Origin of the sequence: Pseudomonas asturiensis (assembly GCF_900143095.1) — a bacterium.
Lineage (GTDB): Bacteria > Pseudomonadota > Gammaproteobacteria > Pseudomonadales > Pseudomonadaceae > Aquipseudomonas > Aquipseudomonas asturiensis.
Map to the genome: position 1 here is coordinate 163,554 of NZ_FRDA01000004.1, position 14,144 is coordinate 177,697.

Consider the following 14,144-nt stretch of genomic DNA (forward strand, 5'->3'; position numbering starts at 1 on the left):
TGTAGTGGATTGTTCAACAATGATCTCTTGATTTATCTACGTTGCAGGCGGGTTGATTGAGCCTTGGCACGCACATTGCTCTGTTGAGGTATCACTCATCGTAGGAATGTTGCCGTGACACAGACCACTCAAGAGTTTACGAAAGCCCGGCGCGCTTCGTTGATCGCCGCGATCTTCATGATGGCGACTTCCGCCATCGGCCCGGGCTTCCTCACCCAGACGGCGACCTTCACCGCCACGTTGGGTGCCGCGTTTGCCTTCGGCATTCTGGCGTCGATCCTGATCGACTTCGTTGTCCAACTGAACGTCTGGCGCATCGTGTCGCTGACTAAAATGCGCGCGGCCGATCTGGCCAACGCCGCTATTCCGGGCAGTGGCTACTTGCTGACGCTGTTGGTGCTGTGCGGCGGCCTGGTGTTCATGCTGGGTAACATTGCCGGTGCAGGTCTGGGCTTGAATGCGCTGACCGGCCTTGATCCTAAATGGGGGGGCGCTTTGAGTGCGCTGCTTGCCATTGCGATCTTCTCCTCTCATCGCGCAGGCATGGCGATGGACCGGATCATGATGGGGCTGGGCATCCTGAAAATATGCCTGATCCTGTTCGCATGCTTCGCGACCCATCCTCCGCTGGGCGAAGCCCTGCGTCAGTCGGTGTGGCCTGACTTCATCGACTTTGCCTCGATTACGACCATTGTGGGCGGCACGGTAGGCGGTTACATCACCTATGCAGGTGCTCACCGTCTGCTTGACCGCGGCACCGTTGGCGTAGAAAACATTCAGGCCGTATCCCGCGCAGCACTGACCGGTATCCTGGTCACTGGCATCGCTCGCTATATATTGTTCCTCGCTATTCTGGGTGTGGTGGCAAGCGGCGTGGTGATCGACGTGTCTGGCAAGGGCGCAAACCCTGCTGGTCAAGCATTCCATGCAGCAGCGGGTGACATCGGCATGATGATGTTCGGTCTGGTGCTATGGGCAGCGGGTATCAGCAGTGTGATCGGCGCGTCTTATACGTCGATGTCCTTCATAACGGTGTTCTCCAAGAAGATCACTGAGCGCGTTCGTAACCTCGCCACCGTGGTTTTCATCGTCATCTGCATGGCCGTGTATATGGTGATCGGCAAACCGCCAGCGGCTTTGCTGGTGTTCGCAGGCGGTTTCAACGGCCTCATCCTGCCACTGGGCCTGAGCATCTTCATGTACGTAGGCTGGCGCCGGTCCGACCTCATGGACGGCTACCACTATCCTCGCTGGATGCTGGTGCTGGGCATGCTGACTTGCCTGCTGTCGTGGTTCATGGCTTACAAATCGGCAGGCGCCATCTTTGCCTTTATCGGCGCGGCCTGATCCAAAGGAGATTTTCTGATGCGTGCGATTGACCTTAACAGTGACCTGGGAGAGAGCTTCGGTGCCTGGAGTATGGGCGACGATGCCGCGATGCTTGAAGTGGTCAGCAGCGCCAACGTGGCGTGCGGATTTCATGCCGGAGATCCGGCCGGCATACTGCGAACGCTCGAAGCAGCGGCTGCTCGTGATGTGGCCGTCGGCGCCCACGTGGCCTATCCGGATCTCGTCGGCTTCGGCCGGCGCAACATGGACGTGCCTGCCGAGCAACTGACGGCCGATGTCATCTATCAGATCGGTGCTCTCCAGGGCTTGGCCCGCAGCGCCGGGACCCGCGTGACCTATGTCAAACCCCATGGTGCGCTGTACAACACCATCGCAGGCGACCCTGTGCAGGCTGCGGCAGTGATTCAGGCCATCCTGCGCATCGATCCGCAGCTCAAGCTGGTTTGCCTCGCCAATTCGAAGTTGCTGGGCTGGGCGCGCGAGGCAGGCCTGTCCTGTGTGTCCGAAGCCTTTGCGGACCGGGCCTACACCGCCCAGGGCACGCTGGTGTCGCGCTCGCGTCCTGGCGCCGTATTGCACGATGTCGGGCTGATCACTGAACGCATGCTGCGTCTTGTGCGCGATGGCGTTATTGAGGCCGAAGACGGCAGCTTGATCGAGTTGCAAGCCGATTCGATCTGCGTGCATGGCGACAGCCCCGGCGCGGTCAACATCGCCCATGCACTGAGACAACGTCTGCTCGACGCAGAGGTCAACATTCGTGCATTTACCCGAGGTCAACCATGAGCTCATTAAACGATGCCCGTCTGGCAGCCATTGCTGCCCGTGCCCTGTATCGCAACGGCAAGGTTTCGCCCACCGCAGGCCATGCGCCGGGCATGACCCAGGCCAACATGATTTGCCTGCCGCGCGAGTGGGCTTACGATTTTCTGCTGTTCGCTCAGCGTAACCCGCAGGCCTGTCCGATCCTCGACGTGACCGAGCCGGGCAGCTACAGCACGTTTCTGGCCGAGGGCGCTGACCTGCGTACCGACATTCCGCTGTATCGCGTCTGGCGCGACGGCAAGCTGGCCGATGAAGTGAGCGATGTGCGGGATCTCTGGACCGAGCATACGGATCTGGTCACTTTTCTGATTGGTTGCAGCTTCACCTTCGAGACCCCTTTGCTGGAAGCCGGCATCGATGTGCGTCACATCAGCGAAGGCTGCAACGTGCCGATGTACCGCAGCAACCGCATCTGCCGTCCAGCCGGGCGTCTGAAAGGCGAGATGGTGGTGTCGATGCGGCCCATCCCGGCCGACCGGGTGGCCGATGCCATCAAGATCACTGCGCGCTACCCCGGTGTGCATGGTGCTCCGGTCCATGTGGGCGAGCCCGGTCTGCTCGGCATCGAGGATATTTCGCGTCCCGACTTCGGCGATGCCGTTACCCTCAAGCCTGGTGAAATTCCGGTTTTCTGGGCATGTGGCGTGACACCGCAGGCCGTGGTCATGGCGTCTGGTGTACCTTTTGCGATTTCCCACGCACCGGGCCACATGTTCATCACCGATGTGCCCGACAGCCACTACCACGTATAGGAGAGGATCATGCGTTTCTACCCGGTCAGCCAGGACGCGCTCCTGGTTGAATTGGCGAACCTGGACGAGACTCTTGCCCTGTTCGACTCTTTGCAGCAGCAGCCCATCCATGGCGTGGAGGAACTCGTTCCTGCCGCCCGGACGGTGCTGGTGCATTTCCGCCCCGGTGCGGTCAGTCGCGAAGCGCTGGCCGCGCAGATCGCCACGCGTGACGTGCACGTCAAGGCTCGCGAGGCTGGCAAGCTGATCGAAATCCCCGTGCATTACAACGGTGAGGATCTGGACGACGTCGCCCGTGAACTGGGCATCAGTCCTGAGGAAGTGATCCGGCGTCATACCGGCAGCGATTACAAGGTGGCCTTCTGTGGCTTCGCCCCCGGCTTTGCGTACCTGAGTGGTGGCCCGGAGTTCGTGGTGCCGCGTCGCAGCACGCCGCGCACCCGGATTCCGGCGGGTGCCGTGGCGCTGGCGGGCGCTTTCAGTGGCGTCTACCCGCAGGCCAGCCCGGGTGGCTGGCAGATCATTGGTGTTACCGGGACCCGAATGTGGGACCTGGAGCGCGACGAGCCTGCGCTGTTGCAACCGGGCTATCGCGTGCGCTTTGTGGATGCGGGGCCTGTTACGGACAGCGTCTCGGTCGCCGCACCGGCGCGTCGTCAGGCGTCTCACGCTACTGAAAACTGTCTGGAAGTGCTGTCGCCGGGTCTGCAGACGCTGTTTCAGGACCTCGGGCGTCCCGGCCGGGCAGGGCAGGGCGTTTCGGCTTCAGGCGCGATGGATCGGGGTGCGTTGCGCGCCGCCAACCGTGCGGTAGGCAACGCTGCCGCGACTGCCTGTCTGGAAGTGTTGATGGGCGGCCTGACGGTCACCTGTCACGGTCAGACCGTGGCCGCAGTCACGGGCGCAACGGCCGCACTGGAAGTGCGTACCGCCGACGGTCAACTGCTGCGCCCGGCGCTCTATACGCCATTCGTTCTGCAGGATGGCGATCAGTTGAGCATCGACTCACCGTCTGCCGGGTTGCGTAACTACGTGGCGATTCGCGGCGGCTTCACGCAGGAACCCGTGCTGGGCAGCCTGTCCACCGACACCCTGGCTCAGGTGGGACCTGCACCCTTGGCAGCGGGTGATCGTCTGGGCTTCCACTGCAAGCGGGGTGGCGTTTCAGTCTCGCTCAGCGAGCAACAACCGTTCGACATGCCGCGCTCCGATCAGGTCATCGTGCTGGACGTGGTGATGGGCCCGCGCAGTGACTGGTTCACTGCCGACGCGCAGGCCGTGCTGGCAGGGCAGACCTGGCAGGTCACGCCGCAATCCAATCGCATCGGCGTGCGGCTCGCGGGCGATCAGGCGCTTGAACGTTCGGTTCATGGCGAACTGCCCAGTGAAGGCACTGCCGTCGGTGCGATTCAAGTGCCGCCCAATGGCCAGCCGGTGCTGTTTCTGGCCGACCATCCGTTGACCGGTGGTTACCCGGTCATCGCAGTCGTTGCGCCGCATCACCTGGACCTGGCCGGTCAGATTCCGATCAATTCACGCATTCGCTTCAATCCGTTGGGCGCGTTCGAGCCCGTGTGCCCAGCTCTTTCAGACGAGACCCATAAACAATGAAAAAGGTTCTGATTGCCAACCGTGGCGAGATTGCCATCCGTATTGCCCGTGCCTGCCGTGACTATGGCGTTGCTTCAGTGGCGGTGTATGCCGATGCCGATATCGACGCATTGCATGTGCGCCAGGCCGACGAAGCTTATGGGCTGAATGGCGAGCGGCCTGCCGACACTTACCTGAACATCGAGAAACTGCTGGCGGTGGCGGCACGTGCCGGTGCCGACGCGGTTCACCCAGGCTATGGTTTTCTGTCCGAGCGCGCCGATTTTGCCCGCGCCGTGATCGATGCGGGCCTGACCTGGATCGGCCCGGACCCCAGCACCATTGATGCGCTGGGCGACAAGGTACAGGCCAGACGCATCGCCCAGAAAGTCGGCGCGCCGCTGGTAGCCGGGACTGAAGGGCCGGTGAACGATGCCAGTGAAGTGGTCGCGTTTGCCGAGCAGTTCGGCCTGCCGATTGCCATCAAGGCGGCGTTCGGTGGTGGTGGTCGCGGTTTGAAGGTGGCGTGGAAACTCGATGAAGTCAGCGAGCTGTATGAGTCAGCTGTGCGTGAAGCCGTGGTGGCGTTCGGGCGTGGCGAGTGTTTCGTCGAGCGCTTTCTGGACAAGCCCCGGCATATCGAAGCGCAGATCATCGCTGACCGTCACGGCCGTGTCGTGGTCGCCGGCACCCGCGACTGCTCGTTGCAGCGTCGTAATCAGAAGCTGATCGAAGAAGCGCCTGCGCCGTACCTGGACGACGCACTGCGTCAGCGCATTCATGACTCGGCCCGTGACATCTGCGCCGAGGCAGGCTATGTGGGTGCCGGTACGGTGGAGTTCCTGCTCAGCGCCGATGGCACCCTGTCGTTCCTTGAGGTCAACACCCGCTTGCAGGTCGAGCATCCGGTCACTGAAGAAACCAGCGGTATCGACCTGGTGATCGAGCAGCTGCGGGTGGCCGATGGCCTGCCGCTGTCGTTCGAAGGCACACCGGTTCCGCGTGGTCATAGCTTCGAGTTCCGTATCAACGCAGAAGATGCGGGCAACGGTTTCCTTCCTACGCCGGGTTCGATCGACGTGTTTCAGCCGCCGTCCGGCCCTGGGGTTCGTCTGGAAACCGGCGTCGAGCAAGGCTCGCGTGTGTCGCCGAACTTCGACTCGATGATTGCCAAGCTCATTGTGACCGGCGCAACCCGCGAACAGGCGATCCGTCGTGCGCGCCGCGCGCTGGCAGAATTCCGCATTGAAGGCGTGGCAACCGTTCTGCCGTTCCATCGGGCAGTCATGGACCATGATGATTTCACCGCGCCTGATACGTTTGCGGTGTACACCCGCTGGATCGAGACCGACTTTGCCGAGCAGATCACCCTCGCGCCGCGCGCCGCGGTGTCAGTGGATCCGGGTGTGCTGCGTACGTTCGTCGAGATAGACGGCAAGCGCCATGCACTGGGCCTGCCCACTGCGCTGTTACGGGGTGTCAACCTGGGCGGCACCGATGCCGCGCCCGAAACAGCAGTGGCCGAGGTCGCTGACGCGCAGGCCGTCATCACGCCAGTCGCAGGCAATCTGCACAGTTGGGTGGTCAACGATGGCGAAACCGTGGAGGCGGGGCAGGTGATTGCTGTTATGGAAGCGATGAAGATGGAAACTTCAGTGCTCGCACCCTGCGCCGGTCAGTTACAGATCAGCGAACAGTCCGGAAGTTATTTGAACGCAAAGTTCAAGATTGGACACATCAAAACAGATCACTGATTAAGCAGTACCTCTTTTCGGACAGTACGCACGGCCGGGCATTAACCTGGCTGTTGCGTCCTGCCGCAAAGAAAATGTTCCACGCACTACCGCACCACCCATAACAATAAACTTAGTCGATTCAATCTGCCCATATTCGGAGCATGACGGGAATGTCGATCAATAAGACTTTTTGCTTTATCAGTACGTGCGCACTTACGTTTCCGCTGGCGGCATCGGCGGACTTTATTGGCGATAGCAAAGCCAGCGTGGAGTTGCGTAACTTCTACTTCAATCGAGACTTTCGTAACGGGCCTCCCACCGCCCAGCGAGATTCGGCGACAGAGTGGGCGCAGGGGGCACTGTTCAGGATGGAGTCGGGCTACACCGCCGGGACGCTGGGGTTTGGCCTCGATGCACTCGGCATGGTGGGGCTGAAGCTTGATGGCGGTGACGGTTCGGGCGGTACCGGGTTGCTGCCTGCAGACCTGAGCTCCAGAAACGGACGGGGCTCGCAGGATGAGTATTCGAAACTTGAGCTGACCGCCAAGGCCAAGGTCTCTGAAACGGTGCTCAAAGTCGGCTCGCTGGCGTTCCGCAGCCCGGTGGTCTCCAGCAATGACACACGCCTGCTGCCTGCCACGTTCCAGGGCGCCATGCTTACGTCCAGGGACATCGACAAGCTCAGCCTGCAAGGCGGCAAACTTGAACAGATCAAGTTCAACAGCTCCACCAACTACCAGGACTTCACCGGCAACCGCATCGGTGGCACCAGTGACGAGTTCACGTTTGGCGGCGGCACCTACAGCTTCAGCAAGACCCTCAGCACCAGCCTGTATTACGGGAACCTGGAGAACGTCTACCGGCAATACTTCGGTGGCGTGGTCTATGAAATCCCTCTGGCGGACCGACAATCGCTGAAGTTCGACCTGCGTTATTCGAAAAGTACGGAGGATGGCAATTTCCGCGCCCTCGACAACCGCGCTGCCAACGGACAGGTCTCCTACACGCTGGGCAGCAATGTGTTCATGGCCGCCTATCAGCGCATGAGCGGGGATGACCCGTTTCCCTATATCGCCAATACCGACCCGTACCTGGTGAACTTTGTCCAGATCAATGACTTCGCCAACGCGCAGGAAACGTCCTGGCAAGTGCGCTATGACTACAACTTTGCCGCGTTGGGCGTACCGGGACTGACGTTCATGACCCGCTATGTAAACGGCGACAACGCGCTGGTGGCGGGCAGCAACACGGGGAAAGAGTGGGAACGTGATACGGACCTGGCGTATATCATCCAGAGTGGTTCGCTGAAGAATGTGGGGGTCCGCCTCAGAAATGCGACCGTGCGTTCCAACTTCGGTAACGATCTGGATGAAACCCGTTTGATCGTAAGTTACACACTGCCGTTGTGGTAACAGACAGTTGGCACGTTAACGTTCAGCACTAAACCTCGCGTCGTCTTTTGCAACTTTATAAACACATGCCATTTGGCATGCAGCGTCGTGCACCCTGAAAGTGGGAACAGTCATTACAGGGTGCAGACGTTTCAGTGTTGCGATTGTGAATAACGAAACAGTCCCGGGGCGCACTTAACAGTGCGCCCCGGGATCCATTGCCTTGCGTCGATCAATGGCCCGGCGATTCATCCGCGGAGAAGCAGTCATGAGACACCTCACGTTCAACCAGAAGATAGTGCTGATTGCCGCATTGGTCATCATGGCCGTGTTCTGCGCGTTTTCCGTATTGAATGACACTCGCCTGCGTGAAGACAGCACGCAGAAAATCGAACAGAACACGCGCGCGCTGTCTGCTTCGATGGCGCACGATATCCAGAGCTGGCTGGACGGCAGACTGATACTGGTCAAGGCCGTTGCCGAGTTCATCGCCCAGGATCCAGGCCCGGAAAATATTCTGGCCCGATTGCAGGGGCAGGTGCTCATGGAGCAGTTCATCGCGGCGTATACCGGCACCGGTGATGGCAGTTTTCAAATCTATCCGCCACGTGAAATGCCTGCCGGTTACGACGCTCGGCAACGGCAGTGGTACAAGGACGCCATCGACAAGGGGTCGGCAATGACCGAGCCTTATGTGGGCGCAGGCATTGACTACAGAATCATCACCCAGGCGGTACCCATTCGTTCCGGTAACCAGATGCTGGGCGTTCTGGGCGCCAGTCTGAGCATCGAAACCATTTCCCGGACCCTCAATGCACAAGCATTCGAGGGCGGCGGGTATGCCTTTATGGTGAGCAAGGAAGGCAAGATACTGGTTCACCCTGACAGCGCACTGATCGGCAAGACGCTGTCCGATCTGTTTCCCGGCCAGACCATTGAATTGAGCGACCGGCTGGTCGAGGCCACGTCGGTTGCGGGCGGCACCTTTACGCTGTTCTCGCCCATCAAGGGCCTGCCTTCGCAGAACTGGTACGTGGGCATTGTGCTGGACAAGCAGGCAGCACTGGCCAGCGTTTCCGCGTTTCGCACCTCAGCGATCATCAGCACGCTTGTCGCGGGCTTTGTGACGTTGCTGTTGCTGGGGCTGGCCATCCGTATTCTGATGAAACCTCTGCGTCTGATCGGCCACGCGATGGAAGACATCGCGCAAGGCGACGGCGACCTGACCCGTAGGCTGTCGATCCTTTCAGGCGATGAATTCGGGCAACTGGCGGTGAGCTTCAACCGTTTCGGCGACCGGATTCATGCCTCCATCGTCGAGGTTTCACTGACAACCCACGCCTTGGGTGAGGCCACTCGTCGGGTGTTGTCGGCGTCCAATTCCTCTGTCGAGAAGTCCGAGCATCAGTCCGGCTACACCACCAGCGTCGCGACAGCCATCGAAGAACTCGGCGCGACGGCACAGGAAATCGCGTCCAGCGCCTCGGCGGCGTCCAAGGGCGCATCGGGGGCCAGGCTGCAGATCGATACCACCTGCGGGCTGGTGGACAGCACGATCAGTGCGATGAACCGTTTGCAGGAAAACATCGAACTCACTCGCTCGCAAATCGTCGACCTCAACACGCGCACCTCCAACATCGGCAGGGTGCTGGAAGTCATCTCGACCATCTCCGGACAAACCAATCTGCTGGCCCTCAACGCAGCCATTGAAGCTGCCAGGGCCGGAGAGGCCGGACGCGGGTTTGCCGTGGTGGCAGACGAAGTCAGAAGCCTTGCCCACCATACCCAGGAGGCGACCGAGGAAATTCGCGTGGTCATCGAAGCACTCCAGGCGGGCGCAACCCAGGCGGCCCAGACCATGATGCACAGCCATGAAATCGGCAGCAAAAGCGTACAGGTCGCAGCGCAGGCCGGTGCCAGCCTGCTGACGGTGGTGTCACGCATCAGCGAGATCGACGACATGTGCCTGACGGTTGCCGCCGCAACGGAAGAGCAAACCACCGCTGTCGATCAACTGACCCGCGATGTACACGAAATCAGCCAGTTGAACCGCCACACCACCGACAACCTCGGCGCAACGCTCAGGGCCTGCGCCGAGCTGGACAGCGAGGCTGAGCGGCTGCGCAGGGTGGTGGGGACGTTCAAGGTCTAGTCATGGCTGTTGTCGGAGGCGATGCTCGTAGCGTCGCCGCCTGACGCTCGCCAGCGTGGGAGCTGGTGCATGATCAGAAAGGTTGGGGCCTGCAGCAGCTAAAAACCGGCTTCTGCAGGATCCTGTGTCATCAGAATGATTTAGTGATGAGTGTCCACCTTTTCAGCCGGATAGAACTCGCCCTCACGGTCCATCTTTTTCAGGCGTTCGCGCACGATTGTCTCAACATTGGCCACTGCGGGCTGATCGTCAGGGTCGACCAATTGCAGGCAAAGACGCCGGGTATTCTGATCGTGTGTACCTTCGCTGAGCATGTCGTGGGTGACGACTTGTTCCCCACGCCACAGGCATAGCTGGGTATGAGTGTCGCCGATCCATATCTCGTTGATTGATTCAAGGTCTGTGGTAGCCAGTTGGTCCACGGTGATCGTCTTGTCCATTGCGCTGTACCTGTTCAGTGAGTCGATACAGGTCTGACGTACAGGCGACGCCGGTCGTTCCCGGCGTCGTCTGTTCAACCACACCAACGGTTCACTGTCGATCAACCGTTGTGCGGCCCGCTGAGTGGAGCGACCCCGTCCCGGACTTGCATCAGCGCGAACCCCAGCAGATTCAAGCCTTTCCAGAGGTTAGGGTTGTTCGCGTCCTCGTTGTCCTGGGCGAGACCTATACCCCAGATGTGATCAACCGGACTGGCCTCGACGATAACGCGGGAACCGGTTCGCAGAAGGTATTCGTTCAACTCCGGGTTCTGAGAGAACTTGGCCTGGTTCGCACGGACGACGATGTCGTATCGGTGCTGCAGCCAAATCCTGTCGTCGAATCCGCGCACATTACGGCCCAGTGCTTTGGCGGCATTGGGAGTCGGGGCCTGGAGTACTTGCGTACGGATTTCCTGATCGTCGAACAAGGCCGCTTTCTCGGCCATCATGAAGTGCTCGGCTGTCAGATAATGTTGACCTTCAACAATGAATCCGGCCTCGAACCACTGGCTGAAGCACGAAGCTGTGGTGGCGGTTTTGCTGCGCTGGTGCCCCCAGAAAAAAAGGAACTCCAGCGGTTCGCCAGCGTTGAAGCGGGCGCGCAGATCGTCGAGATAGTTAGCGTCGTTCAATGAGGTGTCCTCGTTAACTGACGTTCAACGTTACCGCTGGCCTGCTGAGCCGGCAACAGCGAGGATTGCAGTGCCATGAATGCAATGATTTGAATGATCTGTCTCTCAGGCAAACGGAGACAGGTCGGATGTCACTGCGGTGTGGAAGCCTGTTTTTTCAGGGCTTTGGCCTCTGCGGCAAGGCACTCAAGGGCAAACTGTTCTGTGTACGTCATCTGAATCGGTGTGGTTTCTCCCTTCACGGTCCTCTCGCCATCAAGGATGTACCGGATGCGTTTGTCAGTGACACCGATGCGCTTTGCGATCCACGAAGGTGTTTGTCCGATGCGCGAAATCAGTTTGTCGGCATATTCGGTGGCGGGGTTGTAGTGTTCTGCGTTGGGTGTCATGTGACGTCCAGATAATAAGGTTAAGCGCTATGCGTGGGTGGAGTATGCAACATGGGTGCACTCCTTGTCGGGTTGTGTCGCGACCTGAATACTTCAGCGCTCTTTTTCACGCCAGGCGACGTCTTCTGAACACCCTGTTGGAACGGTCTGTTTCAGTTTTGTTTAAGCTTCGAATCGTAGCGTGCACGGCATCAGTCATTCGTCAGGAAATGAACCATGTCGCAACCGGAATTGAAGCGCTTTGACATTGTGTCGGGGCAGGTCCAGCGTGTTTACGAATTCGATGACGGCCGGTGGGAATCGGATCGGATTGAGCCGGATGAAAGCTACACGCTGTCGGGCACGGACGTGTTGCATGTGGAGCGCGACGACGGCTGGCTGGAAACGACTGTTTACCGGGACCTGGAAGGTTCAGGCACCTTCCAGGAAATATCGACGTCGTATATTCGCCCTGATCAATGGCTGCCTGATGCCTCCGATCAGGCACTGGCGCGTCTCTATATGGCGGTGTTCGACAGGTCTCCGGATGAGGGCGGGTTTCGCTATTGGGATCAGCAGATGGACCAAGGCATGCCGTTCAACGATGTGGCCGCAAGCTTCATCAACAGCAACGAGTTTTCCCAGACCTATGGCACGCTGAACACGGGTGGCTTTGTCGAGCAGTTGTACCTGAACGTCCTGAACCGCACCGCCGACGCTGAAGGCCAGAACTGGTGGGTCGCGCAACTGGAGAACGGTGTGTTGAGCAGACAGGAGGTGGTAACCGGTTTTTCCGAGTCTGCCGAGTTCGCCGCATTGAGCGCCCATTCGGTCGATGGCTTTCTACAACTGGTGGGTCAGCCCGTGGTGGTTGATAACGGATTTTAAAGCGGTTCAAAAACGCGTGCGCTGGACACGTTGTCCCATGTTCCCATCACGTGGGTTACCGCAGCGTCCAGCGTCGCATGGGCAACACCGTCGCGTGCCAGTGTCGACAGGCCCAGCATGAAGCTGTCGAATACGGCAGCCAGGGCCTGTGGCACCACGGTCGCTGGCAATTCACCTGCCTCAATGGCACGTTCTACACAGGCAACCAGCCCCGCACGATTCTTCTCTCTGGCCCGTGCAAGAGGCTCAGAGATGACCTTGCTCTCGTCGGAACACGCGCTCATCAGGCCCAGCGACACCAGACACCCCTTGGGATGATCGGGCTCGGATTGCATTTTTGCCGACCGGCGGAGCGTGAGTTCTATTGCCTCTCTGGGCGGCAGGGTCGTATCAAACAGACTGTCGGTGACTCGACCATGGGTGGTGAGGTAGCGCTCCATGACCTCATTGAACAGCGCCTGTTTGGAGCCAAAAGCGGCGTAAAAGCTGGGCGCGGTGATGCCGCCGCCCATGCTCGCCTTGAGTTGGCTGAGCGAGGTCGCGTCGTATCCGTGCTCCCAGAATAAATGCATTGCCTGAGTGATCGCTGCGTCACGGTCAAACCTGCGCGGGCGTCCCATCTGTGCCATGTCGGATCTCCTTCAGAAGTACTTAAATACTAATCGATACATAAGTTGTTGACCACCCGGCAGCTTCTCCCTATATTTGTACTGATCGGTATATTAGTGGAGAGCATCCAATGACCAAAGATGAGAAACAGAGCGCAAAGCTTCCGTTTGGGGCTTTACTGGCCTTGGCGATGACGGGTTTTATCTGCATCGTGACCGAGACATTGCCCGCAGGTTTGCTGCCGGAGATCGGCAGTGGACTGGGGGTCACGCCGTCGTTTGCGGGGCAGATGGTGACGGTTTACGCGTTGGGTTCGTTGCTGGCGGCCATTCCGTTGACCATCGCCACGCAAAGCTGGCGGCGCAGAACGGTATTGCTGCTGCCGATCATCGGCTTTCTGGTTTTCAATTCCGTCACGGCGCTGTCCTCCAACTACTGGCTGACCCTGGTCGCAAGGTTTTTTGCGGGTGCCTCGGCGGGGTTGGCCTGGAGCCTTATTGCAGGCTATGCACGGCGCATGGTTGTCCCGCGGTTGCAGGGCCGTGCAATGGCGATAGCGATGGTGGGAACGCCCATCGCGTTGTCACTCGGGGTGCCGTTGGGAACCTGGCTGGGTGGTGTCATGGGCTGGCGCATGGCGTTCGGATTGATGTCCGCAATGACGCTGTTGCTGATCGTGTGGGTATTGATCAAGGTGCCGGACTACCCCGGCCAATCCTCGTCAGAGCGCATGGCGTTGCGTCAGGTCTTCTTGACGCCTGGCGTACGCTCGGTGCTGGGTGTCGTTTTCACCTGGATGCTGGCGCACAACATTCTTTATACCTACGTCGCTCCTTTTGTCTCCGAGGCCGGGTTGGCGAATGACGTTGATCTGGTGCTGTTGGCGTTTGGCGTCGCCGCATTGGTGGGCATCTGGGTCACGGGGCGTCTGGTTGATCGTCATTTGCGAGCGACGGTGTTGGCCAGTCTCGCAACGTTCGCTGCAGTTTCGGTGTTCTTCGGTCTGTTTCCGGGTTCTGCCCTGGCCATTTACGTCGGAGTCTTCATCTGGGGCCTGACGTTTGGCGGCGCAGCGACGCTGCTACAAACCGCTCTTGCCGACTCGGCAGCGCAGGGTGCTGACGTTGCGCTGTCGATGAATGTGGTGGTCTGGAACAGCGCTATCGCAGGCGGTGGAATAATGGGCGGCGTTTTGCTCGGCCAATGGGGCACAGGTTCCTTTCCGTGGGTTCTGTTGGTGTTGCTGCTGGGTGGTCTGGCCATTGCTTCGCGAGCACGCGAGCACGGGTTTACCCAAGGCGTCAGGCAGTCCAGCCAGACAGTCGCCGGTCATTGATGGGCAGGCAGCATTGCGCTGCCTGCCATCATT

13 protein-coding genes are annotated in these 14,144 nt (G+C 59.6%); 9 read left to right on the top strand and 4 right to left on the bottom strand.

From position 1 onward, the window contains the following. Window positions 1-114: 114 nt before the first annotated feature. From BUB69_RS08780 to BUB69_RS08810, 7 genes are all read left to right on the top strand, one after another. Window positions 115-1,347, top strand: a complete 1,233-nt coding sequence (locus BUB69_RS08780; RefSeq protein ID WP_073164750.1) for an NRAMP family divalent metal transporter — start codon at window positions 115-117, stop codon at window positions 1,345-1,347. 18 nt (window positions 1,348-1,365) lie between these two features. After that, on the top strand, window positions 1,366-2,136 hold the full coding sequence (locus BUB69_RS08785; RefSeq protein ID WP_073164753.1) for a LamB/YcsF family protein: 771 nt from the start codon (window positions 1,366-1,368) through the stop codon (window positions 2,134-2,136). Then, a complete protein-coding gene (locus BUB69_RS08790; protein ID WP_073164756.1) occupies window positions 2,133-2,927 on the top strand; it encodes a putative hydro-lyase in 795 nt (264 codons plus the stop codon). Before BUB69_RS08785 ends, BUB69_RS08790 begins: the two co-directional genes overlap by 4 nt. 9 nt (window positions 2,928-2,936) lie before the next feature. After that, window positions 2,937-4,538, top strand: a complete 1,602-nt coding sequence (locus tag BUB69_RS08795) for a 5-oxoprolinase subunit B/C family protein (RefSeq protein WP_073164760.1) — start codon at window positions 2,937-2,939, stop codon at window positions 4,536-4,538. Then, window positions 4,535-6,271: an ATP-binding protein gene (locus BUB69_RS08800; RefSeq protein ID WP_073164763.1), complete on the top strand. Its 1,737-nt coding sequence runs from the start codon at window positions 4,535-4,537 to the stop codon at window positions 6,269-6,271. Before BUB69_RS08795 ends, BUB69_RS08800 begins: the two co-directional genes overlap by 4 nt. Window positions 6,272-6,423: 152 nt before the next feature. Continuing rightward, window positions 6,424-7,665: an OprD family porin gene (locus BUB69_RS08805; protein ID WP_073164766.1), complete on the top strand. Its 1,242-nt coding sequence runs from the start codon at window positions 6,424-6,426 to the stop codon at window positions 7,663-7,665. Window positions 7,666-7,912: 247 nt separating this feature from the next. Then, window positions 7,913-9,796 carry a methyl-accepting chemotaxis protein gene (locus tag BUB69_RS08810; RefSeq protein ID WP_073164769.1) on the top strand — a complete coding sequence of 628 codons (1,884 nt, stop codon included), beginning with the start codon at window positions 7,913-7,915 and terminating at the stop codon, window positions 9,794-9,796. Between the two features lie 140 nt (window positions 9,797-9,936). Here the strand turns inward: BUB69_RS08810 and BUB69_RS08815 are convergent, their stop codons facing one another. The 3 genes from BUB69_RS08815 to BUB69_RS08825 form a co-directional block, all read right to left on the bottom strand. Next, the gene (locus BUB69_RS08815; protein ID WP_073164773.1) at window positions 9,937-10,236 is read right to left on the bottom strand and encodes a hypothetical protein; all 300 of its coding nucleotides are present in this window, start codon (window positions 10,234-10,236) and stop codon (window positions 9,937-9,939) included. Window positions 10,237-10,337: 101 nt separating this feature from the next. After that, window positions 10,338-10,910: a riboflavin biosynthesis intermediates N-glycosidase gene (locus BUB69_RS08820; protein ID WP_073164777.1), complete on the bottom strand. Its 573-nt coding sequence runs from the start codon at window positions 10,908-10,910 to the stop codon at window positions 10,338-10,340. A 131-nt stretch (window positions 10,911-11,041) separates the two neighbouring features. Then, window positions 11,042-11,299 (bottom strand): hypothetical protein, encoded by a 258-nt coding sequence (locus tag BUB69_RS08825; protein WP_024686477.1) that lies wholly within the window; start codon window positions 11,297-11,299, stop codon window positions 11,042-11,044. A 216-nt stretch (window positions 11,300-11,515) separates the two neighbouring features. Here BUB69_RS08825 and BUB69_RS08830 point away from each other — a divergent pair, with 216 nt between their 5' ends. Beyond that, window positions 11,516-12,166, top strand: a complete 651-nt coding sequence (locus tag BUB69_RS08830; protein ID WP_073164780.1) for a DUF4214 domain-containing protein — start codon at window positions 11,516-11,518, stop codon at window positions 12,164-12,166. Here the strand turns inward: BUB69_RS08830 and BUB69_RS08835 are convergent. Next, on the bottom strand, window positions 12,163-12,795 hold the full coding sequence (locus BUB69_RS08835; RefSeq protein WP_073164784.1) for a TetR/AcrR family transcriptional regulator: 633 nt from the start codon (window positions 12,793-12,795) through the stop codon (window positions 12,163-12,165). The two genes, BUB69_RS08830 and BUB69_RS08835, sit on opposite strands and share 4 nt — an antisense overlap. A gap of 110 nt (window positions 12,796-12,905) precedes the next feature. Between BUB69_RS08835 and BUB69_RS08840 the strand changes: the two genes are divergently transcribed. Next, window positions 12,906-14,111, top strand: coding sequence for an MFS transporter (locus BUB69_RS08840; RefSeq protein ID WP_073164788.1), 1,206 nt, complete (start codon window positions 12,906-12,908; stop codon window positions 14,109-14,111). The last annotated feature ends 33 nt before the right edge of the window (window positions 14,112-14,144 follow it).

Bases quoted from the DNA above. Each gene is read 5' to 3' on its own strand.
- BUB69_RS08785 (WP_073164753.1), top strand. From the start codon at position 1,366: ATGCGTGCGATTGACCTTAACAGTGACCTGGGAGAGAGCTTCGGTGCC.
- BUB69_RS08790 (WP_073164756.1), top strand. From the start codon at position 2,133: ATGAGCTCATTAAACGATGCCCGTCTGGCAGCCATTGCTGCCCGTGCC.
- BUB69_RS08795 (WP_073164760.1), top strand. From the start codon at position 2,937: ATGCGTTTCTACCCGGTCAGCCAGGACGCGCTCCTGGTTGAATTGGCG.
- BUB69_RS08800 (WP_073164763.1), top strand. From the start codon at position 4,535: ATGAAAAAGGTTCTGATTGCCAACCGTGGCGAGATTGCCATCCGTATT.
- BUB69_RS08805 (WP_073164766.1), top strand. From the start codon at position 6,424: ATGTCGATCAATAAGACTTTTTGCTTTATCAGTACGTGCGCACTTACG.
- BUB69_RS08810 (WP_073164769.1), top strand. From the start codon at position 7,913: ATGAGACACCTCACGTTCAACCAGAAGATAGTGCTGATTGCCGCATTG.
- BUB69_RS08815 (WP_073164773.1), bottom strand. From the start codon at position 10,236: ATGGACAAGACGATCACCGTGGACCAACTGGCTACCACAGACCTTGAA.
- BUB69_RS08825 (WP_024686477.1), bottom strand. From the start codon at position 11,299: ATGACACCCAACGCAGAACACTACAACCCCGCCACCGAATATGCCGAC.
- BUB69_RS08830 (WP_073164780.1), top strand. From the start codon at position 11,516: ATGTCGCAACCGGAATTGAAGCGCTTTGACATTGTGTCGGGGCAGGTC.
- BUB69_RS08835 (WP_073164784.1), bottom strand. From the start codon at position 12,795: ATGGCACAGATGGGACGCCCGCGCAGGTTTGACCGTGACGCAGCGATC.
- BUB69_RS08840 (WP_073164788.1), top strand. From the start codon at position 12,906: ATGACCAAAGATGAGAAACAGAGCGCAAAGCTTCCGTTTGGGGCTTTA.